21 protein-coding genes are annotated in these 26,287 nt (G+C 70.9%); 14 read left to right on the top strand and 7 right to left on the bottom strand.

Annotated features, from left to right (window positions below; all coding sequences use genetic code 11):
* Positions 1–25: 25 nt before the first annotated feature.
* The 4 genes from ABME02_RS02800 to ABME02_RS02785 form a co-directional block, all read right to left on the bottom strand.
* Positions 26–1,051 (bottom strand): LLM class flavin-dependent oxidoreductase, encoded by a 1,026-nt coding sequence (locus ABME02_RS02800; protein ID WP_353813750.1) that lies wholly within the window; start codon positions 1,049–1,051, stop codon positions 26–28.
* The gene (locus ABME02_RS02795) at positions 1,048–2,925 is read right to left on the bottom strand and encodes a glycoside hydrolase family 15 protein (RefSeq protein ID WP_353813749.1); all 1,878 of its coding nucleotides are present in this window, start codon (positions 2,923–2,925) and stop codon (positions 1,048–1,050) included. The genes ABME02_RS02800 and ABME02_RS02795 overlap by 4 nt, the downstream gene beginning before the upstream one ends.
* Before the next feature lie 138 nt (positions 2,926–3,063).
* Positions 3,064–3,471 carry a VOC family protein gene (locus tag ABME02_RS02790; protein ID WP_353813748.1) on the bottom strand — a complete coding sequence of 136 codons (408 nt, stop codon included), beginning with the start codon at positions 3,469–3,471 and terminating at the stop codon, positions 3,064–3,066.
* Between the two features lie 24 nt (positions 3,472–3,495).
* Positions 3,496–4,605, bottom strand: coding sequence for a DUF7064 domain-containing protein (locus tag ABME02_RS02785; protein WP_353813747.1), 1,110 nt, complete (start codon positions 4,603–4,605; stop codon positions 3,496–3,498).
* Between the two features lie 282 nt (positions 4,606–4,887).
* On the opposite strand from ABME02_RS02785, the gene ABME02_RS02780 reads away from it, so the two are divergent.
* Positions 4,888–7,134 (top strand): beta-glucosidase, encoded by a 2,247-nt coding sequence (locus ABME02_RS02780; protein ID WP_353813746.1) that lies wholly within the window; start codon positions 4,888–4,890, stop codon positions 7,132–7,134.
* A gap of 171 nt (positions 7,135–7,305) precedes the next feature.
* Here the strand turns inward: ABME02_RS02780 and ABME02_RS02775 are convergent, their stop codons facing one another.
* Both ABME02_RS02775 and ABME02_RS02770 read right to left on the bottom strand, forming a co-directional pair.
* A complete protein-coding gene (locus ABME02_RS02775; RefSeq protein ID WP_353813745.1) occupies positions 7,306–9,987 on the bottom strand; it encodes a family 78 glycoside hydrolase catalytic domain in 2,682 nt (893 codons plus the stop codon).
* Positions 9,988–10,037: 50 nt separating this feature from the next.
* Positions 10,038–11,063, bottom strand: a complete 1,026-nt coding sequence (locus ABME02_RS02770) for a LacI family DNA-binding transcriptional regulator (protein ID WP_353813744.1) — start codon at positions 11,061–11,063, stop codon at positions 10,038–10,040.
* Positions 11,064–11,295: 232 nt separating this feature from the next.
* On the opposite strand from ABME02_RS02770, the gene ABME02_RS02765 reads away from it, so the two are divergent.
* The 9 genes from ABME02_RS02765 to ABME02_RS02725 all read left to right on the top strand — a co-directional run bounded on the left by ABME02_RS02765 (position 11,296) and on the right by ABME02_RS02725 (position 20,992).
* Positions 11,296–12,618: an ABC transporter substrate-binding protein gene (locus ABME02_RS02765; protein WP_353813743.1), complete on the top strand. Its 1,323-nt coding sequence runs from the start codon at positions 11,296–11,298 to the stop codon at positions 12,616–12,618.
* Between the two features lie 67 nt (positions 12,619–12,685).
* A complete protein-coding gene (locus tag ABME02_RS02760; protein ID WP_436408227.1) occupies positions 12,686–13,621 on the top strand; it encodes a carbohydrate ABC transporter permease in 936 nt (311 codons plus the stop codon).
* Entirely contained in the window at positions 13,618–14,448 is an 831-nt protein-coding gene (locus tag ABME02_RS02755; protein WP_353813742.1) for a carbohydrate ABC transporter permease, read from the top strand. Before ABME02_RS02760 ends, ABME02_RS02755 begins: the two co-directional genes overlap by 4 nt.
* Before the next feature lie 3 nt (positions 14,449–14,451).
* A complete protein-coding gene (locus ABME02_RS02750; RefSeq protein ID WP_353813741.1) occupies positions 14,452–16,512 on the top strand; it encodes an alpha-L-rhamnosidase-related protein in 2,061 nt (686 codons plus the stop codon).
* Positions 16,513–16,534: 22 nt separating this feature from the next.
* The gene (locus tag ABME02_RS02745) at positions 16,535–17,122 is read left to right on the top strand and encodes a VOC family protein (RefSeq protein WP_353813740.1); all 588 of its coding nucleotides are present in this window, start codon (positions 16,535–16,537) and stop codon (positions 17,120–17,122) included.
* A 268-nt stretch (positions 17,123–17,390) separates the two neighbouring features.
* The gene (locus ABME02_RS02740; RefSeq protein ID WP_353813739.1) at positions 17,391–18,164 is read left to right on the top strand and encodes a Pr6Pr family membrane protein; all 774 of its coding nucleotides are present in this window, start codon (positions 17,391–17,393) and stop codon (positions 18,162–18,164) included.
* A 190-nt stretch (positions 18,165–18,354) separates the two neighbouring features.
* A complete protein-coding gene (locus ABME02_RS02735; RefSeq protein WP_353813738.1) occupies positions 18,355–19,293 on the top strand; it encodes a VOC family protein in 939 nt (312 codons plus the stop codon).
* Positions 19,290–19,937: an alpha/beta hydrolase gene (locus tag ABME02_RS02730; RefSeq protein ID WP_353813737.1), complete on the top strand. Its 648-nt coding sequence runs from the start codon at positions 19,290–19,292 to the stop codon at positions 19,935–19,937. Before ABME02_RS02735 ends, ABME02_RS02730 begins: the two co-directional genes overlap by 4 nt.
* Positions 19,934–20,992 carry an LLM class flavin-dependent oxidoreductase gene (locus tag ABME02_RS02725; RefSeq protein WP_353813735.1) on the top strand — a complete coding sequence of 353 codons (1,059 nt, stop codon included), beginning with the start codon at positions 19,934–19,936 and terminating at the stop codon, positions 20,990–20,992. Before ABME02_RS02730 ends, ABME02_RS02725 begins: the two co-directional genes overlap by 4 nt.
* A 19-nt stretch (positions 20,993–21,011) precedes the next feature.
* Here the strand turns inward: ABME02_RS02725 and ABME02_RS02720 are convergent, their stop codons facing one another.
* The gene (locus ABME02_RS02720) at positions 21,012–21,515 is read right to left on the bottom strand and encodes a MarR family winged helix-turn-helix transcriptional regulator (protein WP_353813734.1); all 504 of its coding nucleotides are present in this window, start codon (positions 21,513–21,515) and stop codon (positions 21,012–21,014) included.
* A 222-nt stretch (positions 21,516–21,737) separates the two neighbouring features.
* Between ABME02_RS02720 and ABME02_RS02715 the strand changes: the two genes are divergently transcribed.
* The 4 genes from ABME02_RS02715 to ABME02_RS02700 all read left to right on the top strand — a co-directional run bounded on the left by ABME02_RS02715 (position 21,738) and on the right by ABME02_RS02700 (position 26,178).
* Positions 21,738–22,787 (top strand): C-terminal binding protein, encoded by a 1,050-nt coding sequence (locus ABME02_RS02715; protein ID WP_353813733.1) that lies wholly within the window; start codon positions 21,738–21,740, stop codon positions 22,785–22,787.
* Complete coding sequence (locus ABME02_RS02710; RefSeq protein ID WP_353813732.1) at positions 22,784–23,191, top strand: cupin domain-containing protein; 408 nt, start codon at positions 22,784–22,786, stop codon at positions 23,189–23,191. Before ABME02_RS02715 ends, ABME02_RS02710 begins: the two co-directional genes overlap by 4 nt.
* Before the next feature lie 66 nt (positions 23,192–23,257).
* Positions 23,258–25,048, top strand: coding sequence for an ABC transporter permease (locus ABME02_RS02705; RefSeq protein WP_353813731.1), 1,791 nt, complete (start codon positions 23,258–23,260; stop codon positions 25,046–25,048).
* Positions 25,045–26,178 carry an ABC transporter ATP-binding protein gene (locus ABME02_RS02700; protein WP_353813730.1) on the top strand — a complete coding sequence of 378 codons (1,134 nt, stop codon included), beginning with the start codon at positions 25,045–25,047 and terminating at the stop codon, positions 26,176–26,178. Before ABME02_RS02705 ends, ABME02_RS02700 begins: the two co-directional genes overlap by 4 nt.
* Positions 26,179–26,287: the final 109 nt, after the last annotated feature.

Below are 26,287 nucleotides of genomic sequence, written 5' to 3'. Positions count from 1 at the left end.
TCGCGTCAGCCGGTTCGGCCCTCGCTCACCGCCACCCCAGCGCCGGCGCGACGTGCGTCAGGAGCGACTCGAGCACGTGCGCGTTGTAGTCGACGCCGAGCTGATTCGGCACGGTGAGCAGCAGGGTGTCGGCGGCGGCGATCGCCTCGTCGTCGCGGAGTTGCTCGATGAGCGCGTCGGGCTCGGCGGCGTAGCTGCGGCCGAAGACGGCGCGGAAGTCGTCGATGACGCCGAACTGGTCGGACTCGTCGCGCTGGCCGCCGCCGAAGTAGGCGCGGTCCATGTCGTTCACGATCGCGAAGATCGAGCGGCTCACCGAGACGCGCGGCTCGCGCTCGTGGCCGGCCTCGGTCCAGGCGGCCCGATACGCCTCGATCTGCTTCCGCTGCTGCACGTGGAAGGGCTCACCCGACTCGTCCTCCTTGAGCGTCGAGCTCATGAGGTTCATGCCCTGCTCGGCCGCCCACACGGCGGTCGCGTCGGATCCGGCGCCCCACCAGATGCGGTCGCGCAGGCCGGGCGACTGCGGCTGGATGCCGAGCGGCCCCGGGTGCGGGTTCGGAAACATCGGGCGCGGGTTCGGCTCCGCGAACCGTGCGCCGTCGATGACCTGGAGGAACACCCCGGTGTTGTTCCGGGCGACGTCGGCCATCGTCGAACCCTCGGGCGCCGCGTAGCCGAAGTAGCGGTAGCCGTCGATGACCTGCTCGGGTGACCCGCGCGAGACGCCGAGCTGGAGGCGGCCGCCCGCGATGAGGTCGGCGGCGGCGGCATCCTCGGCCATGTACAGCGGGTTCTCGTACCGCATGTCGATCACGCCCGTGCCGAGCTCGATGCGACTCGTCTTCGCGCCCGCCGCCGCGAGCAGGGGGAACGGGCTCGCGAGCTGGTTCGCGTAGTGGTGCACGCGGAAGTACGCGCCGTCGGCTCCGACCTCCTCGGCCGCGACCGCCAGGTCGATCGACTGCAGCAGCACGTCCGACGCCGATCGTGTCTGCGAGCCGGGGGAGTTCGACCAGTGGCCGAACGAGAGGAAACCGATGCGCTTCATACACGTCTCCAACGTCTGGCGTGGCGGGGCATTCCGTCGGATGCCGGGCGAGTCGCGGCCCGCTCCTCTGCGAGCGAGATCGCCCAGGCCGCGTTGACGAGTCCGACGTGGCTGAAGGCCTGCGGGAAGTTGCCGAGTTGCTCGCCGGTGCCGGAGTCGACCTCCTCGGCGAGCAGCCCGACGTCGTTGATGTGGGCGATGGCACGCTCGAACGCGGCACGAGCCTCCGGAACGCGGTCGTCGTCCGCGAGGACGCGCGCGAGCCAGAAGGTGCAGAGCAGGAAGCTTCCCTCGGTGCCGGGGAGGCGATCGACCTCCGGTCCCGCCAGGTAGCGGCGAACCAGGCCGTGATCGTCGATGAGGTGCGCGGTGATGGCATCGACGGTGGAACGTACGCGCGGATCGTCCGGCGGCAGGAGTCCGACGAGGGGGATCATGAGCGCCGAGGCGTCGAGGTGATCGGAGCCGAAGGACTGCGTGAAGGCCCCGACCCGCGGGTTCCACCCGTCAGCGAGGATGGCGTCCCGGATGCGATCGGCGGTGCCGCGCCATCCGTCGACGCGGTCGCGCAGGCCGAGCCGGTCGGCCAATGCGGCGGCGCGATCGAGGGCCACCCAGCACATGAGCTTGGAGAAGAGGTAGTGCCGTGGTGCACCGCGGATCTCCCAGATCCCATGGTCGGGTTCGTTCCAGTGCACGGCGGCGGCATCCGCGAGCGAGGCGAGGAAGTCCCGCAGGTCGGGCGGGAACGGCGCGAGCTGGTCGGCGAGGATCGTGGCGGCGTCCAGCAGTTCGCCGTACACGTCGAGCTGCGGCTGGTTCCACGCGCCGTTGCCGATGCGGACCGGGGCGCTGCCGCGCCATCCGGCCCAGTGCGGCACCGTGCGCTCGGTGAGGTCGCGCTCTCCGCCGACCCCGTACATGATCTGCAGGTGGCCCTCGGGGAGCGCGGCAGCGCCGGCCGAGGCGATGAAGCCGAAGAAGTCGTTCGCCTCGTGCGGGCACGCGGCGACCCACAGCGCCTGCATCGTGAAGCTCGCGTCGCGGACCCAGGAATAGCGGTAGTCCCAGTTGCGCGCACCGCCGACGACCTCGGGCAGCGACGTCGTCGCCGCCGCGACGATCGCCCCCGTCGGCTGGTAGCTGAGCGCCTTCAGCACCCGACCCGAATGGTGGACGAGGTCGCGCCACGGCCCCTGGTAGGTCTGGTGCAGGTCCGACCAGTCGCGCCAGGCCGCGACCGTGGTGTCGATCGCGGTGATGATCCGGCCCGCCGAGTACGGCGGGGACGACGGCCGGCCGGCCTCCTGGAACTGCATCGCGAGCGCGATCTCGTCGCCGTCGTGCATCCGGAACCGTGCGGTGGCCGTGCCGCCGGCGATGACGCAGGGCACGGTCGACGAGAGCGTCAGCGTCTCGGCGCCGCCCGTCGCGACCAGCCCGCCGGGCACCGGATCGAGGTGGGGGACGACCGTGCCGTAGCCGGGACGGGGACGGAATTCCAGCTCGAGGTCGATCGACCCGCCCGTGCAGCGCAGGACGCGGAGGAGGGTGTGCGGTGCATCGACGCCGATCCGGTGCGGATCGGCGGGGGCGGGCAGCTCGAGCGCCTCGACGAGCTCGACCGAGCCCGACCCGGTCCGGTAGGTGCTGCGGAGGACCATGCTGCCGTCCACGTACGCACGCTCGACCGATGCGGGTTCCGTGGGTCGGATCCACCAGTGCCCGCCGTCGTCGTCGAGGATCGACGCGAAGACCGACTCGCTGTCGAACCGGGGGAGGCACAGCCAGGCGACGCATCCGTCGCTGGTGACCACCGCCGCGGAGTGCCGGTCGGAGAGCAGCGCATGCTGGCCGATGGGCAGGTCGCTCATCGCGGGCCTCCTCGCCTCGTCGCACCGTCAGGATACGCAGTGGGCGCCGGTGCGGGCGGTGTGACGACGAGGACCAGACCGTGGGCGCCCGGTGCACCGGGGGAGGCCGGTCATGATGCAGCTCGCCCCGCTCCCGGGTCAGCCGTCGACATCCTCCCGCGGCGGGTTGAACATGAACTCGATGCGGATGCCGTTGTCGTCCTCGACGAACGACGCGTAGTAGCGCTCGTTGAAGCGCGGGTAGGCCTTGGGCTCGCGGACCGCCGTCCAGCCCGCGTCCATCGCGATCGCGTGCAGGCGGTCGACCTCGTCGCGGGTGTCGACGGCGAAGGCGAGGTGCTGCCATCCGACGCGGCCGTGCCGGTGCGGTCCGGTGCCGGGCTCGCGGGCGGGCATGAGGACGAGCTCTTCCCGGCCCTTCAACCAGGAGACGCCGGCGTCGGCGTCCAGGCGGGTGCAGCCGAGGGCCGTCATCACCGGGTCGAACTGGGCGATCGAGCGAGGGAGGTCCTCGACGGAGATTCCGAGGTGGTCGAAAAGCGGCATCCGCTCATCGTACGGCGCTGCCGTTCAGTCGAACGGCGCGTCCTGCACAGGGAGCGCCCGCGCCCGCCCGAAGTACATGAGCTCCCAGATCGCCTCGTCGCGGTGCCGTTCGACGAGCGCGCCGCTGCGACGCACCGTGACGGTGACGGGCCCGGCGAAGCGGAGGTAGGCGCCGTCGAAGCGGGCGAGTCGGGCGAGCAGTCGCTTGACCGGCGACAGTTCGTCGGCCATTCGCGCACGCACGAGGTCGCGCTCGCGCGTGAACTCGACGACGATCTCGTCGTCACCGTCCACGTAGGTGCAGCGAACGACGGATGCCACGGGCTTGCCGGTGAGCTCATCGGTGAACACGTCCTCGGTCTCGAAGCGCACGCGGGACGCGTCATCCGCCACGATCTCACCGTCGCGCGCGAGCATGAACACCGGGATCGCCTGGTAGCCGAGCTTCTCGACCGCCGTGATGGTCGACGCGATGACGCTGTACGGGCCCGCCTGCCCGCGCGCCCAGTACCAGTCGTGCACGATGCTCGGCAGCGGCACGTTGCCCCAGTTGTGGTCGTGGTACCCGACGCCCGAGATCGCCCGCGTCGCACCGTCGAGCGTGAGCGTGCCGGTCACCGTGCCCTGCGGCACCGATGGGAGCCAGGCGAACACGTCGGTCCGCTCGGCGCCGAAGACGAGGTGGCCGGTGGCCGGCCGCCATGGCGGGATGTCGCCGGTGAGCGTCACCTCGATCGCGACCTCGTCGACCGCCGCGGCGATGCGGTAGGTGTGCAGGTCGCCCTCGAAGCGATTGGCGCCGACGCGCACGTCGCAATGATCGGTCGCGGCCGACCACGAGTCGGCGGGCAGGGGCTGCAGCTTCTCGATCGTGCGGCCGTCGGGCAGGTCGAGGTTGATGCGCAGCAACGGCGACAGCGGCCGGTTCGGTGAGACGGCGTCCTTGTTCTGGAACACCACCACGAGCTTCGAGCCGTCGTCGAGGTGAGCGTCGAAGTACCACCACTCGTAGGTGCCCGGGCGGTTCTCGGTGCGGGCGCCGTCCTCCCATGGCTCGATCGTGGTCGGGTCGAGGCCGAATCGCCGGTAGTCGTCGGGGCTGCCGGCAGCGGATGCCGCGGGGTCGGTGCGCATCGTGGCCTCCTCGCCTCGACGTATGCGTCGAGTCTGACACCCGTCCGCGGCGTACCGCATGCCGCGCGGGAGCGAGCGGCGCGGGTCTGCGTCCGAAACTGCTCGTCACGATCGTCGTCATCCCCTTGACATCTGAAGCCCGACCTTGCGAGTGTAGAACGGTCAACAAAGTGTAGATCGATCTACGGATCGAGGCCTCGAGGAAGAGGGATTCCCACCATGAAGTTGCCCATCACCCCACGACACGTGCGTGATCGTGAAACGAATCAATCGCCGGGGGCGGTGACCGTCCCGACCTCCGCTCGACGTCGCAGGGGAATGGTCGCGGTGCTCGCGGCATCCGCCCTCGCCGTCCCGGCGCTCTTCACGGTCGCCGCACCGGCGGCGGCCGAGGAGGTCGACTGCGCGGCCGTGCCGTGGATGGACACGTCGCTGAGCGCGGGCGAGCGGGCGGATGCACTGCTCGACGCCAGCAGCCAGCACCAGAAGTACCGCTGGCTCGTGGAACAGCCCGCGAACGACCCGACCCGGACGACCTGGAACCCCGCGTTCTCGGGCGAGGCGAACGTGGTGTACCCGGCGCAGCTGCCGTGCACGCCCGTCGTCGTCTACGCCAACGGCCCCGACGGCGTCTACCTCTCGGCCGGCACGACCGCGTGGCCCGGGCCGATCGCGGTGGCCGCGACCTGGAACCTCGAGCTCGGCGAGGAGAAGGCGATCGCGCACGGCAGCGAGTCGTTCGACAAGCGGAGCGCCGTCATCCTCGGACCGGGCATCGCCTCGGGCCGGACCCCGCTCTCGGGCCGCGGCTCGGAGTACTTCGGCGAGGACCCCGTGCTCTCCGGCCTCATGGCCGCGGCGAACGTGCGCGGACTCGAGGACGGCAACCCCGACAAGCCGATCATCGCGAACCTGAAGCACTACGTCGCGAACGAGCAGGAGGAGGCTCGCCAGTCGAGCTCGTCGAACATGGACGAGCGGACGTTCAAGCAGATCTACGACCTGCCGTACGAGATCGCCGTTCGCCAGAGCGACCCGGGCAGCCTCATGTGCTCGTACAACCAGGTCAACGGCGTGTACGCGTGCGAGAACGACATCCTCACCACGAGCCTGCGGCAGGACTACCCGTTCGAGGGCTACGTCATGAGCGACTTCGGGTCGGTGCACTCGACCGCCCCGTCGCTGAACGCCGGACTCGACCAGGAGCTCAACCGGCCCCGCTGGTTCAGCCCCGCGCGACTCGACGCCGCACTCGCCGCGGGTGAGATCACCCAGGAGCGGATCGACGAGGCCGCCTTCCGCGTCGTGCACTCCTACATCGCGGGCGGGCTCTTCGACCACCCGGTGCCCGCGACGCCCGTCGCGGACGTGTCGACGCCCGAGCACAAGGCGCTCGCCAAGGAGATCGCCGAGCAGAGCACCGTGCTGCTGAAGAACGAGGGCGTGCTGCCGCTCGCCGAGGGCGACCTCACGGTCGCCGTCATCGGCCAGACCGCCTCGACGACGCCGACCGGCGGCGTCAGCGCCAAGACCGGCTGCGCGTGGGACTTCCCGTTCGGTCCTCCCGGAAATCAAGCGCTGAACTGCAACGCGATCGTGGACCCGCTGACCGCGCTCACCGAGCGCGTCGGTGACGCCGGCGGTTCGGTGGTCTACGACAACGGTGCCGACCCGGCGCAGGCAGCGGATGTCGCGGCGGCGGCCGACGTCGCCCTCGTCTTCGGGTACTACACCATGGGCGAGACCAAGGACCTCTCCGACCTGCGACTCGACGGCAACGGCGACGCGCTGATCGAGGCCGTCGCCGCGGCGGCACCGAAGACCGTCGCCGTGCTCAACGCCGGCTCGGCGGTCGAGATGCCGTGGATCGACGACGTCGACGCCGTGTTCCACGCCTGGCACTCGGGCGAGCAGTTCGGCCCGGCGCTCGCCGAGCTCGTGTACGGCGACGTGAACCCGTCGGGCAAGCTCCCGATGACGTTCCCGGTCTCCGTCGAGGACACGCCGACGGCGCAGTCCGAGGCGCAGTACCCGGGCATCGCCGATGCCGAGGGAACCCTCCAGGTCGACTACAGCGAGGGCCTGAAGGTCGGCTACCGCTGGTACGAGGCCGAGGGCATCGAGCCGCTGTTCGAGTTCGGACACGGCCTGAGCTACACCGAGTTCGTGTACGACAAGGTCAGCGTCACGCCGAAGTCGACCTCGGGCGACAAGGAGATCCGCGTGCGGTTCCGCCTCACCAACACGGGTGGCGTCGCGGGCACCGAGGTCGCGCAGGTCTACCTCGAGCTGCCGAGCTCGACCGGTGAGCCCTCGAAGCGCCTCATCGGGTGGGAGCGCGTGAGTCTCGAGCCCGGCGAGCACCGCAACGTGCAGGTGACGCTGTCGGCCGAGGACCTCGCCGACATGCACCTGCTCGAGTACTGGGACACCGCGGCCGGTGACTGGGCCACTGCGGCCGGCACCTACGAGGTGACCGTCGGCGGCTCCGTCGACGCGGATGCCGCGGCCTCCTTCGCCGTGAAGTAGGCGCGGAGCCCGACGCCGGGTGGGCGGGAACGAGCTTCCCGCCCACCCGGCTTCGGCGTGCGGAGCCAGATCACCGAGCGGTCGCCACCCGCGAGCGCGTACGCGAGAAGGGCCGGTGCGGCATCTGCCGCACCGGCCCTTCTCCGTGTTCAGGCGAAGGCGTGAAGCCGGTCAGCCGGCCGCCGCGCTCGTCTCGATCGACGGGACCTCCGCGACGCGCACGGCGGTCGCCGCGATGCGGTGGCGACCGGGGCCCAGGCGGTCCGACACGAGGGCCACGCCGTCGACGGTGACCTCGGAGGCATCCGTCACCGGCAGGTCGAGCACCGCCTCGGCGCCGTACGGCACCTCGAGCTCGATCGCGAGGTCGCCGTCGGTCAGCGTCCAATCGATCGCGACGGGCCCGAGCCGCGATTCGACCGAGGCGCGAGCCCACGGGATCGACGCGGTCGGGCGCGGCGCCACGACGACGCGACGGTAGCCGGGGCGGTCGGTCGTGGGGGCGATGCCGGCGACGTACCGGTAGATCCAGTCGACGACCGCGCCATAGGCGTAGTGGTTGAACGAGATCATGCCCGAGCTGTCGCCCGTGGCCATCTCGCCCGAGTGGATGCTGCCGTCGGGGCCGATCGCGTCCCACCGCTCCCAGACGGTGGTCGCGCCCATCTCCACCTGGTAGAGCCACGACGGCGGTGCCTGGCGGAGGAGCATGAGGTAGGCCTCCTCGACGTGGCCCGTGTGCACGAGGGCGAAGAGCACGAGCGGCGTGCCGAGGAAGCCGGTCGCGATGCGGCCGTGCTCGGCGCGCACGTTGGCGGCGAGCGACTCGCCGATGCGCTCGCGGTCCGCCGAGGGAGCGAGGTCGAACTCGAGCGCGATCGCCGCGCCCGTCTGCGTCCGGATCGCGGCCTCGCCCCACTCCGCCCAGGTGTCGCGGGCCACGCGGTCGGCGATGCGGTCGGCGTCGGCGGCCCGGGCCGGGTCGCCCACGAGGCGCTCGGCGTCGGCCAGCAGGCGGGCGCTCCGCGAGAAGAACGCGTTGGCCACGAAGTCCGACGACACCTTGGCCTTCCACGGCTGGTCGCCCGGGGCGTCCGGGTCGAGCCAGTCGCCGAACTGGAACTCGGTGGGCAGCAGCCCGCGCGCGCCGGCGCGGCGCTCGAGGCTGTCGACGTGGCGTCGCATCGAGTCGAGCTGGCGGACGAGCACCTCCTCGCTGCCGTACGACTCGTACACGGCCCACGGCACGATGGTCGCGGCATCCGCCCAGCCGGCCCGGCCCATCACGCTGTGCGCGCCGCCGTCGGCGGGGAACGCGTCACGCGTCAGGATGTTCGGGACGACGGCCGCGACCGCGCCGTCCTCGTCCTGGTCGAGCTCGACGTCGCGCAGCCAGCTCGTCCAGAAGGACTCGACGTCGAAGAGGGTCGAGGCCGTCGGTGCGAACGCCTGGGCGTCGCCGGTCCAGCCGAGGCGCTCGTCGCGCTGCGGGCAGTCCGTCGGGAGCGACACGAAGTTGTCGCGCTGCGACCAGGCGACGTTCGAGTGCAGGAGGCCGAGCCGCGGATCGGCGCACTCGAAGCTCGAGCGCGGCCGGTCGGCGCTGGAGATCGCGACGGCGGTCGCCTCGACGACCTCGGCGCCGGTGACATCGGCGTACTGGAACCCGTGGAAGGTGAAGTGCGGCTCGAGGACGCTCTCGCCGTCGTGCGCGAGCACGTAGGTGTCCGACGCCCGGGCGGTGCGGAGCGCCGCGGTGTGCAGGGTGCCGTCGATCTCGAGCACCTCGGCATGCCGCACGACCACGCGGTCGCCGGCGCGCCCGCGGACGGTGAGCCGGAGCCATCCGGCGATGTTCTGGCCGAGGTCGAGGAACGTGTGCTCGCCGCGCGGCTGCGCCTCGACCGGCCATTCGCCGACCGTGCGCACGCCGGTCGTGATGCGGGGTTCGACGACCGAAGTGTCGACCGCGACCTCCTGGGCAGGTTCCCACTTCGACGCGTCGAAGCCGGGACGGTCCCAGCCGGTCGGGTCGGCCGCGAGGTCGACGTCGACGCCGTCGTAGAGGCTGGCGAAGCGGATGCCGCCGGTGGAGCGCTGCCAGTCCGGCCCGCTCCCGACGCGCACGTGCGTGCCGTCCGCGCACTCGACGTCGAGCTGGACGAGTGCGGCGATCTCGGCGCCGTAGTGCTCGACCTCGTCCTCCCAGCCGAGCCGGCCGCGGTACCAGCCGTCGCCGAGGAGCGTGCCGAGCACGTTCTCGCCCGCGGTGAGCGCGGAGGTGACGTCCCACGTGCCGAGCACGATGCGGTCGTCGTACGCCGTCCAGCCGGGCGAGAGGTGCTCGCCGAGCACGTCGTCGCCGTTGATCCGGATGTCGCCGACGCCCCAGAAGGTGGCTCGGAGTCGCGCGCGGACGGGCGTCGCCGGCAGGTCGAACGAGGTGCGGAGGAGCGTGACCGGGTCGTCGACGCGACCGGTGCCGCCGATCGGCCGAGCAGTGAGCTCGGCCGGGTCGAGGGCGGCCTCGACGACGGCCTCGTCGCTCCAGTCGGACCAGCCGTCGCGGGTCGCGATCCGCACGGCGTAGCGGCGCTCCGAGCCGGGAGCCACGTCGCCGCCCGGGGCGAGCACGCCGATCGGATCGTCCGATGCGATGGCGTCGGAGACACCGCCCGCGTCGCCCGCCCAGCGAACCTGGTAGCCGAGCTGGGGCGCGTCGGCCTCGGCCCGCCACGACAGCCGAACACCCCGGGCGGGCACGCCGAGCAGTCCGTCGGGGTACTGGGTGCGCAGCGAGTGCACGCGCGCGGAGACGTCGGTCGTCTCGAATGGAGGCAGCGTCGTGGACATCGAGGTCCTTCCGGGGGAGCGGCCGGCGGAGCCGGCGATGGTTCGAGGGGCTACTCGGCCCGAACGGCGCGGGTGGAGGCGCGCGGCTTCAGGACCGGGGTCACGGAGAAGTGCGTTGGCTCGGTGCGAGCATCGCGAATGCGTTCGAGCAGCAGGCGGATGGCGCGGTCGCCCATCTCGACACCGGACTGGTCGATGGTGGTCAGCGAGATCGCGGGGTGGCTGGCCATGTCGACATCGTCGTAGCCGACCACCGAGACGTCCGCCGAGGTCGGGCCGGCTTCGCCGACCGCGCGGAGCGCGCCGAGCGCGAGTTCGTCGTTGCCCGCGAAGATCGCGGTGGGCCGGTCGTCGTCGAGGAGGGCGAGCGTGTCCAGCCGCGCCGCATCCTCGGTCATGCCGGTGCGGACGACCCGGATCTCGTCCTCGAGCCCGGCGGCGCGCATGGCGGCCAGGTACTCCTCGAGTCGGATCGCGTGCGGCGTGCCCGAGCCGGGTTCCGTCACGTCCTCGCTTCGCGTGAGGTGCGCGATCCGGCGGTGGCCGAGCTCGAACAGGTGCGCCATCGCGAGTCGCGTGCCCGAGGCGTCGTCGCCGGTCACGGTGTCGTAGTGCTCGGATCGATCGTGGCGGCCGATCATGACGACCGGCATGCGAGCGCCGAGTCGCTCGAGCCAGTCGGTCGAGACGAGCGGCGAGATCGCGATGATCCCGTCGACCTGTCGGTCGGCGAGCGCGCCGAGCGCCCGGATGCCCTCGTCGCCGTTCTCGTCGGCGGGCGCGATGATCAGCTGGTAGCCGGTGCCCTGCAGGGCGGCGGTGGCGCCCGCGACGATCTTGGTGAAGAACGGGTTGCCGATGTGCGGCAGTTCGATGCCGAGCGTGAAGCTCGATCCGCGCATCGCGCGTGCCGCGACCCGAGGACGGTAGTCGAGCGCCTCGATCGCGGCGGTCACGCGTTCGCGCATCGCCGGGCTGACGCCGTAGGCGTTGCGGATGACCTTCGAGACCGCAGCACGGGAGACGCCGGCGTGCCGCGCGACGTCTTCGATGGTCGCCGCCCTCGCGTCGGTCATGCCGCTCTCCTCTCTTCGTCGTCAGGAGCGAACTCGTTGTCACTGTACACGTTCCAGCGGAAAACGGTAGATCGATCTACGCCAACGAGCACTTGGTGTAGACCGATTTACGTCACGGTTGTGTAGATCGGTTGACAAACGCTCGGCACGCTCCTAACGTGGCAGTCGCCACAGCACCGAAATCCCTCGGCGCTCCCCACCAGCGCAGTTGCTTTACATGGAGGTAAAGAAGATGGTCCCCCGTACGACGCGACGCTCGATCGTCGCCCTGGGCGCAGGCGGTCTCGCCCTGTCGCTCGCACTGACCGGCTGCAGCGCCGGCGACTCCGACTCCGACGGTGGAGCGGTCGAACTGTCGTTCCTCGTCGACAACGGCGAATCGACGGTCGCGACGGCCGAGGCGCTCGCCGAGGCGTTCACCGAGGAGAACCCCGACATCACGATCACGGTCGAGACGCGCCCCCAGGGTGCCGACGGTGACAACGTCGTGAAGACCCGCCTCGCCACCGGCGAGATGGCCGACCTGTTCCAGTACAACTCGGGTTCGCTGCTTCAGGCGCTGAACCCCGACCAGACGCTCGTGAACATCGCCGACGAGGCCTACGTCGACAAGCTCGACGAGAACTTCGTCAAGAGCGTCGCGACTGAGAACGGCGTCTACGGCGTCCCGATGGGCCAGTCGATGGCCGGCGCGATGCTCTACAACAAGGACATCTACGCCGACCTCGGCCTCGAGATCCCCGAGAGCTGGGACGAGTTCATCGCCAACAGCGAAGCGATCAAGGAGGCCGGCGTGGCCGCCCCGATCGTGCAGACCTACGGCGACACCTGGACCTCGCAGCTCTTCGTGCTCGGCGACTTCAACAACGTGCTCGCCGAGAACCCCGACTGGGCCGAGGAGTACACGAACAACGAGGCGAAGTACGTCGACCAGCCGGCGTTCGCGGGCTTCGAGCACCTGCAGGCCGCGTTCGACGCAGGTCTCTTCAACGAGGACTTCGCCTCGGCGACCTACGCCGACGGCGTCTCGATGGTCGCGACGGGCGAGGGCGCGCACTACCCGATGCTCACGTTCGCGGCCTCGCAGCTGGCGACGACGAACCCCGAGGCCACCGACACCGTCGGCTCGTTCCCGATCCCGGGCGACGACGCCTCGACCTTCGGCCTGACGGTGTGGATGCCGACCTACACGGTCTTCGTCCCGCAGTCGACCGAGGGCGCCAAGCTCGACGCCGCGAAGCAGTTCCTCGAGTTCCTCACGACGCCCGAGGCCTGCGACATCGAGGCCGCGGCCAACGCCCCGCAGGGTCCGTTCGTCGTCGAGGGCTGCGAGCTCCCGGACGACGTGCCCGCCATGGTCTCCGACCTCCAGCAGTACTTCGACGAGGGCAAGACCAACCTGGCGCTCGAGTTCCTCTCGCCCATCAAGGGCCCGGCCCTGGAGCAGATCACGGTCGCCGTGGGATCCGGCATCACCTCGGCTGCTGACGGCGCCGCCCAGTACGACGAGGATGTCAAGAAGCAGGCCCAGCAGCTCGGTATCGAGGGCTGGTAAGCCGTACCACCGCACTGCGGGGCCGGGCAGCCCGCCCGGCCCCGCAGCCATATCCGGGAGATCCACCATGACCACCGCGACGGCCACCGGCCGCACCGCCACGGGCAGGACGGCGACGTCGCCTCCGAAGCCCGCCAAGCGGAAGCCCATGAAGAGCCCCTACCCCTCGTGGTTCTTCATCCCCGCCGGCGTCTTCTACGTCGTGCTGTTCCTCGTTCCGACGGTCGCGTCGTTCTACTTCTCGCTGACGCGTTGGACGCTGTTCGACGTCGAGTTCATCGGCTTCGACAACTTCATCCGGTTCTTCCAGGAGCCGCAGCTCGTCACGGGCTTCATCAACACGTTCATCTACGCGTTCCTGACCTCGGGCGCGAAGGTCGTGCTCGGCCTCCTCTTCGGCGTCCTGCTCAGCTCGCAGATCGTCGGCCGCGGCTTCCTCCGCGCCACGATCTTCTTCCCCGTGCTCGTCAGCACGATCGGCGTCGGCATCCTCTTCAAGGTCCTCATGGACCCGTTCGACGGCCCGATCAACGAGTCGCTCGCCGTCCTCGGCATCCAGGGACCGGCCTGGCTGACCGACCCCTCGATCGCACTGCTCTCCGTCGCCCTCGTCGACATCTGGAAGGGCGTCGGCCTCGCCACGCTCATCTACATCGCCGGCATGGTCGCGATCCCCCAGGAGTACTACGAGGCCGCGAAGGTCGACGGCGCGGGCGCCTGGAACAACTTCCGCCACATCACGCTGCCGCTGCTCCGCCCCGCGACGGTCACCGTCGTGCTCCTCTCGCTCATCGGCGGCCTGCGCTCGTTCGACCTCATCTGGGCGATGACGGGCGGCGGCCCGGGCTTCACGAGCGACGTACTCGCCTCGGTCATCTACAAGCAGTACCAGGCCGGGTTCTTCGGCCTCTCCACCGCGGGCAACGTCGTGCTGTTCCTCGTCGTGGCCGCGATCATCTTCCCGCTCTCGTGGTGGCTCAACCGCAAGGAGGCCGACCAATGAGAAACGTCGCCTGGAAGTGGGGCGGCGGCTCGGTCGCCATCCTCGTCGCGATCGTGATCTTCATCGTCCCGTTCACGTTCATCGTCTTCACCGCGGGCAAGACCCAGGCCGAGGCCTCGTTCCTCGAGTTCAGCTGGCCGACCGAGTGGGTGTTCTTCGAGAACATCGCCACCGTGCTGCAGAACCGGGACTGGCTGCTCGTCCGCGCCTTCGTCAACAGCACGGTCCTCACCGTCGGTGCCGTCGCGATCATGGTCGTGCTCGGCGCGATGGTCGGGTACGTGCTCCAGCGCCGGAAGTCGCGCTGGAACCCGCTCGTCAACACGCTCGTGCTCGCGGGCCTCATCATCCCGCCGGCCGTCGTGCCGACGATCTGGGTGCTGCAGGGCCTCGGCCTCTTCAAGACGCTCATCGGCCTCATCGCGGTCCACGTGGCGTTCGGGCTCTCGTTCTGCATCCTGCTGTTCCGGGCGTTCGTCGCGACCATCCCGCGCGAGCTCGACGAGGCGGCGATCATCGACGGCGCCGGCCCGGTCAAGCTGTTCTTCCGCGTGATCTTCCCGCTGCTGCGCTCGGTCATCGTGACCGTCATCGTCGTGCAGGCCGTGTTCGTGTTCAACGACTTCACGTACGCGCTGTACTTCCTGCCGGGCGACGAGAACGCCACGGTGCAGCTGACGACGTTCAACTACATCTCGCAGTCGGTGAGCTCGTTCAACCTGCTCTTCGCCGACGTGCTGCTCATCACCATCCCGCCGCTGATCATGTACATCTTCTTCCAGCGTCAGATCGTCGCCGGAATGACCTCCGGCGCCGTGAAGGGCTGACGGATGCCGCAGCGGCCGCCGCGTTCGATCGACGAGCTGCGGCGGTGGGTCCGAGCCCGCTCGCCGCAGCCCTTCGACGACGCCGACGTGGTGCCGCGCGCGGCCGATCGCGTGTGGGCGTACGGGCGCGACCAGTACGAGCTCGCGCTGCTCGGGCGGCTGGTCGACGACGGGTTCGCGGCGAACCGGCACGTTCACTACCCGCGCAACCACGGCCGGCCGGCGCAGTGCGTGCGATTCCGTGCGGTCGCGACGTCCGTCGGGCGGGTGACGGTCCGGATGGCGGGTCGGGCCGAGGTCTCGGTGCGAGCGGATGCCGCAGGGCCGGCCGTATTCGCGCGGGTCGAGGTCGCCGGCGACTCCCTCCGGTTCGAGGTGCCGGCCGTCGGCGCCCTCGTCGAGTTCGACGTCGTCGCCCGTTCGGGCGAAGTGCCGGCGCTCGGCCTGCCGGGCGACGCGCCGCTCGGCGACTGGTCCGCGAGCCGCGACGACGGTCCGTGGGAGCCGATCGAGCTGCGCCCGGGCGGCGAACGCGCGCCGCACCTCGAGTCGCCCGGACACGTCGAGGTCGCCGCGATGCGTCGGGCCGACGGGCTGTACGACCTCGGCGCCCCGATCCTCGGGACGCCGATCCTCCCGCGCGGTCCGCAGCCGGTCGTCGGCAGCGGCGAGAGCGAGGCCGAGGCGCTCGCGGACGAGGCCGATCGCGAGACGCGCCACGACGTGGTCCGGGTCGATGACGGCTGGGCCACGAGGCATCCGCTCGGGTTCAGGTACCTGGCGGTCGAGGCGGGTGCCGCGCCGCCCGAAGTGCGCGTGCGCGCCGAGGTGACGCCGGTCGCGCGCCCCGGTGCGTTCGCGTGCTCGGACGATCGGCTGACGCGGATCTGGGCGGCGGCGCAGTACACGCTCCGCGTCTGCGACCAGGGGCTGATGATCGACGGGATCAAGCGCGACCGGATGCCGTGGGCCGGAGACCAGGCGCTCAGCACGCTCGCGAACGCGTTCGCGCTCGGGGACGGCGGGGTCGTGGCCGACGGGCTCGTCGCCCTCGGCCGACCCGATCACGGCTACGTCAACGGCATCGCGGACTACTCGCTCTGGTGGGTCGTCAACGCCGACCTGTACGTGCGGTACTTCGGCGATCACGCGTTCGCCGAGCGCGAGGCGGCGCACGTCGACGCGTTCGTCGCCGACCTCGCCCGGTTCGCCGACGAACGCGGCGTCTTCCGACCCGAGGCGCAGCGCGGCGGGTTCGTGGATTCCGGTCCCGGATCGGTGTTCCTCGACTGGGGTCTCGCCATCGAGCACGGTCGGGACCCGGTGGCGCTGCAGATGCTCTGGTGCTGGGCGCTCCGCGGCGCGGCGCGGCTGCTCGATCGCGTCGGGCACGCGGGCGCGTCGCGGTGGAGCGCTCTCGCCGACCGCGTCGAGTCCACCGTGCGATCGAGCGGATGGCTCGCCGAGGCCGATCGCTGGGCCGACTACCTCGGCGCGGACGCCACGACCTCCTCGCCCGCTCCGTACGCGAACTTCCTCGCCGTGCTCGCGGGGATGCACCCGGACGGCGTGCCGGATGGGGTCGCGACGTCGATCCGGACCGGGACTTCGGGGACGCCGTTCATGACCGCGTTCCGGCTCCGCGCGAGGCTCGCCGCTGGCGAGCACGACGCCGTGCTCGAGGAGATCGAGCGGATCTGGGGCGCCATGCTCGACGCCGGCCCGGGTACCTTCTGGGAGGAGGGGCCATCGGGCGGCGACCACCTGGCGATGTACGGCCGACCGTTCGGCCGCAGCCTCTGCCACGCCTGGTCTGCCGGGCCCGCCGCGCTCATCCCCGAGGCGGTGCTCGGACTCCGCCCCCTCGACGACGGCTGGGCACGATTCGAGGTGGAGCCGCGCCTCGGCGGACTCGAGTGGGCGTCGGCGGTCGTGCCGACGCCGCTCGGCGACCTGTTCGTGCACGCCGACCGATCCGGCGTGACGGTGCGGGTTCCGTCCGGCGTCGCGCTCGTGCGGAGCGACCCCGTCGACGGTGGCCGCGCGGAATGGGCGGTCCTATGATGACGCCGAGGGGAGGCGGGCGATGGCCGATCCCGTGCGCGACATCATCGGGGACTACGCCGCGTTCACCGCGCAGCAGCGCGACCGACTGCTCGCGCGAGGGATCGACATCTCCCCGTACTCGCTCAGTCACCTCGCCTTCCGGTTGCCGGAGTGGGACCAGTACGTGCACGTGCGGACCCTGCTCGAACGCCATGTCACCGCCAACGTGGAGGGCGTCTGGAACGGGCGGCCGATGTCGATGCTGCTCCTCGCGGAACCCCTCCGCGTGCTCGACGGCAAGTCGATCCCGCTCATCGAGCTCATCCCGCCGGTGCACCAACGCGTCTACAAGATGGGCATGGAGCACTTCGGCGTGGTGGTCGGCGCGGAGGCCGACGAGTTCTCCCGCCGCCATCGGGCAGTGCTGACCGGGCAGCAGTTCCAGAACGAGTGGAACGAGCCCTACTACGTGCTGTTCGAGGACTTCACGCACGTGAAGTTCCATCAGCGGTCGCTCCGCGAGGTCGTCGAGCTGCAGGGAGCGACGTTCGACGGCATCCGTCACGTCGAGGGCTGGGTCCCGCAGCGACTCGTCACCGCGACCGGCCCGAACCCGCTGCCGCGCTGACCGGCATCAGCGCGCGTACCGCGGTGTTCTCGGAGCGCGGCGCCGGGGACCCCGTCATCGCCGAAGCGCGGCCGAGGCGGATGGCGAACCTGAGGGTGTCCTCAGGTTTTTGGAGCTGTCCCACAGCGAGAACGGCAATCGGTCGAGATTTCCTCAATCTTCCCGTCAGACTTTCCGCGGCGGAACCCCGCGAGGCGCTACAACTTGCCCAACCCGAACTCGACTGCAGTGCAACTGGGGGGTTCTCATGCGTTGGGTATGGTTCAGGGTGGCCGCCGCGATCGTCGCGGGTTCGGGCATCCTCGCCGGACTTCTGGTCAACGTCGATCGCGCGACGCGCGACGGCCAGGATCTCGGTCTCGTGCTGGCGAACTACTTCAGCATGTTCACGATCGTGTCGTCGATCCTCAGCGTGATCGTGCTGAGCGTCGCGGCGCACTGGATGCGCCGGCATCCGGGGCGGACGCCCGAGCCGGTCGGCGTCGCGCTGGCGCTCGCCGCGGTCACGGGACCCGTGATCCTGCTCGGCGTGGTGTTCAACGTCCTGCTGCGCGGCGAACCGCCGGCCATCGCGGCCACCGATCCGCTCTGGGTCGCCAACCTGGATTCGTGGGCGACCGAGACGCTCCACGTCGTCCTGCCGCTCTACTTCGTGGTCGACCTGCTGTTCGCGTCCCGGCGTCGCGGGCTCCCGTGGCGGGCGCTCACGGTCATCCTGAGCTACCCGCTCGCCTGGACGACCTACACGCTGATCCGCGGCGAGCTCGTGCCGAACCCCGACGGCAGTGCGCCGTGGTGGTACCCGTACGGGTTCCTCGACCCGCACGTCGCCGGATACGGGTCGGCGTTCGCCTACATCGGCGGCATCCTGTTCGCGTTCCTGCTGCTCGGCATCGCCATCATCGGCATCGGCCGGTCGCGCGAGCGGTACGCTGCCGCGCACGTTCGGGTCGCGCGGCTGCGGATCCGTGCCCTTCCGGGCCAGGTCGTCGCGTGGTTCCGGCGCCATCGGCGTCGGCCGTCCGGCCCGTCGGCGGGCTGAGGGCGCCTGGCGCGGGCAATGCGCTGATCACTGGAGGGGGCCGGCGCGAGCCGGCGCCCTGCCTCGGCTCGGCGCAGCGCAGCGCTCCGGGTCGGGGGCGGCGACGGGCGCGGGAATGAACGCCGATCCCATTCAGTTGTAGATACAACAACAGGCGATGGATGCCACAGGCCATGCAGAGGAGAGACCGATGACCGCCACCGAAACCGGCACCGGCCGGGGGACCGCGCCCGAGCGGGTCCTCAACGTGCAGACGGGCATGGATGCCGTGACGCTCCGCGTCGGCGACCTCGAGCTGATGTCGTCGTACTACGCCGACGCACTCGCGCTCCAGCCGCTGGAGGAGCGAGCCCGCGGCGTCGAGGTGCACCGCGTGCTCGGTCGTGGACGGACGCCGATGGTGCGACTGATCGGCACCCCCGGGCTGCCGCCGGTGGACCCCCGCCAGGCCGGGCTGTTCCACACCGCGTTCCTGTTCGAGGACGCCCCGGCGCTCGCCGCGACCGTCCTGCGCGCCGCCCAGGACCCGCGCAGCCGGTTCGTGGGGTCGAGCGACCACCTGGTGAGCGAGGCGTTCTACTTCACCGACCCCGAGGGCAACGGCATCGAGCTCTACACCGATCGCGATCGGTCGCAGTGGCAGTACGCGAACGGCGAGCTGCAGATGTCGACCCTCCGCCTCGACCCGAACGCCTACCTGCAGCGCCACCTCGACGAGCACACCATCGAGACCGTGGCGACGGAGGCCGGGAAGGTCGGACACGTCCACCTCCAGGTCGGCGACGTCGAGACCGCGCGAGCCTTCTACGTCGACGCGCTCGGCTTCGAGACGACCGTCGGCACCTACCCGGGCGCGCTCTTCGCCGCCGCCGGAGGCTACCACCACCACGTCGCGATGAACACGTGGCGGAGTGCCGGCGCCGGCCCCCGGGCGGCGAGCCTCGGACTGGGCGACGTCGCCATCACCGTCCCGGCGCGCGACGACCTCGACGCGCTCGCCGCCCGGCTGACCCACCGCGCGCTCCAGTTCGCCGACGACGGCCGTTCCATCGTGGTCGCCGACCCGTGGGGCACCCAGGTCACCGTGTCGATGGGCGGTTCCGACGTCGACGAGGTGCTCGCGCGATGACCCTCCACGCGATCACCTCGTCGGGGTGGGCGGATGCGTCGCCCGCGACGGATGCGGCGCCGGCCGTCGCCCTCTTCCTGCACGGCTTCGGCTCGCACGAGCGCGACCTCATCGCGCTCGCACCCGCGCTGCCCGCCGGCGTGCCCTGGGCGTCCCTCCGGGCTCCACTCGAGGTCCAGCCGCAACGGTTCGCCTGGTTCCACATCACCCGGCCCGGCAACCCGGATCCGGCGGTCGTCGCCGAGGCGACCGACGCGATCTGGGAGTGGGCGGATGCCGCGCTGTCGCCGGAGACCCGGATCGTGCCGATCGGCTTCTCGCAGGGCGGGCTCATGGCCTCCCAGCTCCTCCGCACCGCCCCCGACCGGGTGCTCGCACCGGTCATCCTCGGCGGGTTCGTGCAGGCGGCCCCGCAGCCGGGCGATGCCCGGCTCCGCGACACGCGCCCGGCGGTCTTCTCGGGGCGCGGCGCCGACGACCACGTCATCGCAGCGGCGGCCGTGGAGCGCACCGACGCGTGGCTGCCGACCCACTCGACGCCGACCGACCGTCGGTATCCCGGCCTCGGCCACGGCATCGACTCGCGCGAGTTCGCCGACGTCCGCGACTTCCTCGCCGAGCAGCTCGCGGCGGTCGACCGATGAGCACGGATGCTCCGAGTCATCCGTTCGAGATCGGCATCTTCACGTTCGGCGAGCTCACCCGCGACGCCGACGGCGCACGCGGCCACCCGCGGGCCCGCCTCGAGCAGGTCCTCGAATGGGCGCGCGTGGCCGACGAGTCGGGGCTCGACGTGTTCGGGGTCGGCGAGCACCATCGCCCCGACTTCGCCGTGTCATCCCCGCAGGTCGTGCTCGCCGCCGCCGCGCGGGAGACGCGGCGCATCCGCTTGACGAGCACCGTCTCCGTGCTCTCGAGCGCGGACCCGGTGCGGCTGTTCGAGGAGTTCGCCACGCTCGACCTGCTGAGCTCGGGCCGAGCCGAGATCACCGCCGGCCGCGGAGCGTACGTCGAGTCGTTCCCCCTGTTCGGGCAGGACCTGGGTCGGTACGACGAGTACTTCGAGGATCGGCTCGGCCTGCTCCTCGAGCTGCGCGAGCACAACCCCGTCACCTGGAGCGGCACCACGCGGGAACCCCTGCGCGACGCCGGGATCTGGCCGCGCCCCGTCCAGGAGCGACTTCCCGTCTGGATCGCGGTCGGCGGCACGCCCGAGTCCTCGCTGCGCGCCGGCAGCCTCGGCCTGCCGATGTACCTCGCCATCCTCGGCGCACCGTCGCGCTTCCGCGCGCTCGCCCGGTTGCACCGGGACGCCGCGGCCCGCGCCGGGCACGACGCACCGCGGCTCGGCGTGACCTCCCACTTCCATGCGGCCGAGCGGTCGCAGGACGCCCGGGACCGGTTCTTCCCGCACTACGCCGCCTACTTCGCGGAGAACATGCCCCGCGGCGGGCGGCTCGACCGTGAGGCGTTCGACGCGTGGGCCGGGCCCGGAGGGGCGCTGTTCGCCGGAAGCCCCGCCGAGATCGTGGACAAGATCCTGTGGGAGCACGAGATGCTCGGCCACACCCGCTTCCTCGCCCAGGTGGGGCTCGGGGGGCTCGGGCAGCGCGAGACGCTGCGTTCGATCGAGCTGCTCGCCACCGAGGTGCTTCCCGCGGTGCGTGCGGCGCTGGGGCCGGCCGACGCCGCGGCCTGACGGCATCGCCGCCCTGCGGTCAGCCCGACGGAGAGCGACGGGCCGAGGTGAACGCGCGCCGTTGCTCCGGATCGAGCCGATCGACGAGCGGTTCGAGGATGTCGGCCAGCGCGCGGAGCTGCTCCGGATCGAGCCGATCGACCACGAGCTCCCTGACCAGTGCGATGTGGCCGGGGACGGCGCGGACGAGCACCCGCCGGCCGGCGGTCGTCAGGTGCACGTTGACGATGCGGGCGTCCTGCTCGTCGCCCGCTCGTTCGACGAGTCCACGCGACGCGAGCTTCCCGACGACACGCGACAGGCGGGGCATCGTGGCGTTCACGGCGGAGGCGAGGTCGCTCGTCCGCAGGGACGAACCCTCCGACTGCTGCAGGATGCTCAGCACCATGAACTCGAAGTGGGTGATGCCCGACTCCGCCTGCAGTTGCGCGTCGAGCGCCGCGGGCAGCAGCTCGGCCGTCCACACCAACGACAGCCACGCCCGGGACTCGAGCGCGTCCATCCGCGGAACCTCGTACGTCATCTCGTCGTGAGTCTATTTCGGAGCTCGACTGCGCACGCCGAATCGCGCGCGACGGGGCGCCGGTCCCCTCGACCGTGCGTGCGTCGAGGTCGGACCGCCGAGGTCGGGCGGGAGCGGGCGCGCCGTCGAGGCAGGTGGTGATGCACGACCTCCGCAGATGCCACCCTTGCGCCTGGAACAAAAAATGAAATACCATTCCAAAATCGCACGGAAGGATCGGGAATGGCGACGACAGCGGGGTACGACGGTGGGGCACCGATGCTCGAGGTGCTCGACTCCTCCTACGGCGGCATCGAACTCGAGGCCGCGGCCGCTGCCCGATTCGACGTCGATGTGCGCGATGCCCGCGACGCGGACGGCAGCCGGATCGGCGCAGGGCCCGCAGACGGCGTCCTCGTGCAGTACGGTCCGATCACCGGGGCGGACATGGACGCGAACCCGAGCTGGAAGGTGATCGGCCGGTACGGCGTGGGCGTCGACACGGTCGACGTGGCCGCCGCATCCGCCCGATCGATCTCCGTCGTCAACGTGCCCGACTACTGCGAGGAGGAGGTGGCGACGCACGCCGTCGCGCTGATCCTCAACGCCGCCCGTCGGATCTCGGCGGCAGACTCGCTCGTGCGCCGCGGCGGATGGGCCGACTGGACCAGGCTGCGACCGATCGCGCCGCTCTCGACGGCGACGCTCTCGCTCATCGGCGTCGGCCGTATCGGGAGCGAGGTGATCCGGATGATGCGGCCGTTCGTCGGTCGGATCATCGCGCACGACCCGTACGCGAGCGCGCTCGACGACGTGGAGCTCGTGGATCTCGACACCGCACTCGCCGACGGGGACGTGGTGAGCCTGCACTGCCCGCTCACCTCGGACACGCATCACCTGATCGGTGCCGACTCCATCGCGCGCATGAAGCCGACCGCGACGCTCGTGAACGTCTCGCGAGGCGGCCTCGTCGACGGTGCCGCGCTCGCCGCGGCCCTGCGCGAAGGGCGACTCGCGGGTGCCGCCCTCGACGTGCTCGAGGCCGAGCCGCCCACGGCCGACGATCCCCTGCTCTCCGCACCGAACGCGATCATCACGAATCACCTCGCCTGGTACTCCGAGGCGTCGGAGGCGCGCCTGCGGGAGCGCCTCGCCGAGCGGTGCGCAGCCGTGCTGCGTGGCCGCGAGGTCCCCTCGCTCGTCAATCGCGCCGCACTCGCGGATCGAACGGGTTCCGCATCGTCGACGCCCGCGCTCTCGCTCGAACCGACCGCATCCATGGAGCACGCATGAACCTCGCCGCCGACTACTCGCCCATCGACCTCCTCGCACTCGCCCTCGAGCCGACGGGGGCGCCCGCCCGGGTGCTCGCCGGCGATCCCAGGACCTCGGAACACGTGTTCGCCGCGCGCGACGGGGTCGAGGTCGGGGTGTGGGAGGTCACGCCGGGCGAGTTCGCGTCAGCGAAGCCCGAGAGCGGCGAGGTCATGCAGTTCCTCACCGGTGAAGGCTCGATCGAGCACGACGACGGGGCCGTGACCGGGATCGCGCCCGGCACGGTGCTGGTGCTCCAGCCCGGTTGGAGCGGGACGTGGCGAGTCACGGCGACCGTGCGGAAGGTCTACACGATCTTCGATGCCCCGGTCGCGGACCCGTCCGGGGGTGCGGAAACGCACCGGAACACCGCCGACATCTGATCGAAATCCAATTTCGGTACGGTGTTTCATAATCCACCGACCGAACAGAACGCGAGAGGAGCTGACATGACTGCGACCGACACCACGACCCCGACGACACCCGTGGCGATCAACGCCGACCCGGTCATCCGGCGACGCATCGGCGCGATCACCGCGCGCGTCGCACTGCTCGCACCGGTCGTCGCGATCTACCTGGTCTTCTTCGTCTGGCCCGTGTTCAGCGTACTGCTGCGATCGCTGAGTCCCGACGGACGCTTCGACGCGGCGGCGCCGGTGATCGACCTCTCGAACTACCAGAAGATCTTCGTCGACGACTTCCTGCTGCGCATCGAATGGCGCACCGTGCTGCTCGCCGTGAACTCGACACTGCTCACCGTCCTCCTCGCGTTCCCGACGGCGTACTTCATCTCGAGGCTCTCGAAGCGCACCGCCGGCCTGCTGCTCCTGCTCATCCTCGTGCCGTTCTGGGTCTCCATCGTCGTGCGCCTCTTCGCCGTCACGTCGATCCTCAGCCCCAACGGCATCGTCAACCAGTTGAGCCTCGCACTCGGACTCGGTGAGACGTCCCTGCTGTACACGCAGGCCGGCACGCTGGTCGGCACGGTCATGTACCTGCTGCCGTACATGGTGCTCGTGCTCTACGCGGGCATGACCTCGGTCGACGACAACCTCGTGCTCGCCGCGCGCACCATGGGCGCCTCGTCGGTGCGCACCTTCTTCACCGTCTACCTCCCCATGGTGCGCGGCTCGATCGTGAGCGGCGCGCTGCTCGTCTTCATCCTCGGCCTCAGCTTCTTCCTCGTACCGGCGATCCTCGGCGGCCCGCAGGAGCAGACCATCTCGGTCTACATCCAGCAGCAGATCGACGTGTACCAGTGGGGCATCGCGAGCGCGATGGGCATCCTCCTGCTCATCGCGACCATCATCTGCTACGTCGGCGTGGTCAGGGTCGCGGGCAGCTTCCAGCCCGGCGGGATCGGCTCGGCGCAGGCGAAGGGCGTCAGCACGTCGCTGCCGTTCCGTTGGTCGCCGTGGATGGCCGGGTCGGCCGTCGTGAGCGTCGTCACCATCGCGTTCCTCGTGATCCCCGTGCTCTTCGTGTTCCCGCTCGCCGTCGGCGAGACGGGCACCGTCGTCTTCCCGCCGCGCGGCTTCACGCTGCGCTGGTTCGGCGAGGTCTTCACGAGCCAGACCTGGCTCGGACCGATCACGCAGAGCCTCATCGTCGCGCTCGGCACTGCCGTGCTCTCGGTCGGGATGGCGCTCGTGCTCGCCCGCATCACGAGCCGCATGACCTCGACCACCGGCAAGGCCGTCATCGGCGGCCTCGCCTTCGCGCCGATCGTCACGCCCGCGATCCTCCTCGCGATCGGCATCTTCGACGTCGAGCTCAGGCTCGGCCTCACCGGCACCGTGATCGGGCTCGTCTTCGCACACACGATCATCGCGTTCCCCCTGAGCTACGCCCTGATCAGCGCGGCGATGGGCTCGGCCGACCGCGGGATCGAAGCGGCCGCCTGGACGCTCGGCGCCTCGCGCGCCCGCGCCTTCTGGACCATCGTCGTGCGCGGCATCATGCCGAGCGTCGTCGGCGCCTTCGCCATCGCGTTCGTCACCTCGTGGGACGAGGTCGTGCTCGCACTGTTCGTCCAGACCGGACCCACCAAGACCCTCCCCGTCACGATCTACAAGTACCTCGAGAGCGGGATCGTGCCCACCGTGCCGGCCGTGGCCTCACTGCTCGTGCTCGTCGTCGTGCTCATCGTCGTCGTGCGCAGCGTGCTGAACCGCGCGACCGCCGACCGCGCCGCCCGCCGAGGGACCGTCCGGCCCCCAGCCCGACAGGAGAAGCCATGACCCTCTCGACGCTCCGCCGTGCGAACGGCCCCCACGCCGCCGCCGTGGGCGAACGCCGCGGCGAGGTCGTCGTGTCCGACATCGGCCTCGACTACAACGGCGTGCCGGCCCTCGCCGACACCGACCTCCACGTGCACGCCGGTGAGTTCTTCACCCTGCTCGGCCCCAGCGGCTCGGGGAAGACGACCCTGCTCCGCATCATCGCGGGACTGCTCGACCCGGCGCGCGGCACCCTCCACATCGATGGAACGGATGTCACGCGCACCCCCACCCAGAAGCGCGACATCGGGTTCGTGTTCCAGAACTACGCGCTGTTCCCGCACCTCACGGTCGCCGAGAACATCGAGTACGGCCTCAAGGTGCGAAAGCTCCCCGCCGCGAAGCGCGCGGCCCGCGTCGCCGAGATGATCGAGCTCGTCGCCCTGGGCGGCTACGCCGACCGCTACCCGGCCCAGCTCAGCGGCGGGCAGCAGCAGCGAGTCGCGCTCGGCCGCGCCCTCGCGCAGAACCCGCGCGTGCTGTTGCTCGACGAGCCGCTCGGCGCGCTCGATCGCGGCCTCCGCGAGGAGCTCGGCGCCGAGGTGCGACGGATCCAGCAGGAGTCGAACACCACGGCCGTCTACGTCACGCACGACCAGGAGGAGGCGTTCATCCTCTCCGACCGCATGGGCGTCATGCGCGACGGGCGCATCGTGCAACTCGGCACCCCCGAGCAGCTCTACCGCGAACCGAAGGACCTCTTCGTCGCGAAGTTCCTCGGCAAGACGAACCTGTTCCCCGGGCGCCTCACCGGGCGCGACGGGGCATCCGCACTCGTGCGCGTCGGCGACCACGACCTCGCCGCCCGCGCGAACCCCGCCATCCAGGGCGAGGACGTCGTCTGCTCGGTGCGCCCCGAGCAGCTCGTCCTCGGCGCAGTCGGCGACCCGGCGCAGCCCGGCCTCGAACGGCTCGCCGCCGCGACCGTGACCGAGGTCCGGTTCCTCGGTCAGCGCCGCAGCATCCACCTCGACGCCGACGGCATCGCCTGCGCCGCCGACCTCGACCCCTCGGCCCCCGTGCCCGTCGTCGGCGAGCAGGTCTCGCTGCTCGTGCGGCCCGGCGAGGTCGCGCTCGTCGCGGCCGAGTAGTGCGCGGTCGCGGCATCGGCCCGACCTGCGTCACGTCCGCACCACCGCACCACCACAGCACGCACCACCACCGCACCACCACAGCACGCATCACCAACCAGCACCACGA

Origin of the sequence: Agromyces zhanjiangensis, assembly GCF_040496055.1 — a bacterium.
Classification (GTDB): Bacteria; Actinomycetota; Actinomycetes; order Actinomycetales; family Microbacteriaceae; genus Agromyces; species Agromyces zhanjiangensis.
This window is presented reverse-complemented; position numbering and strand designations above follow the sequence as displayed.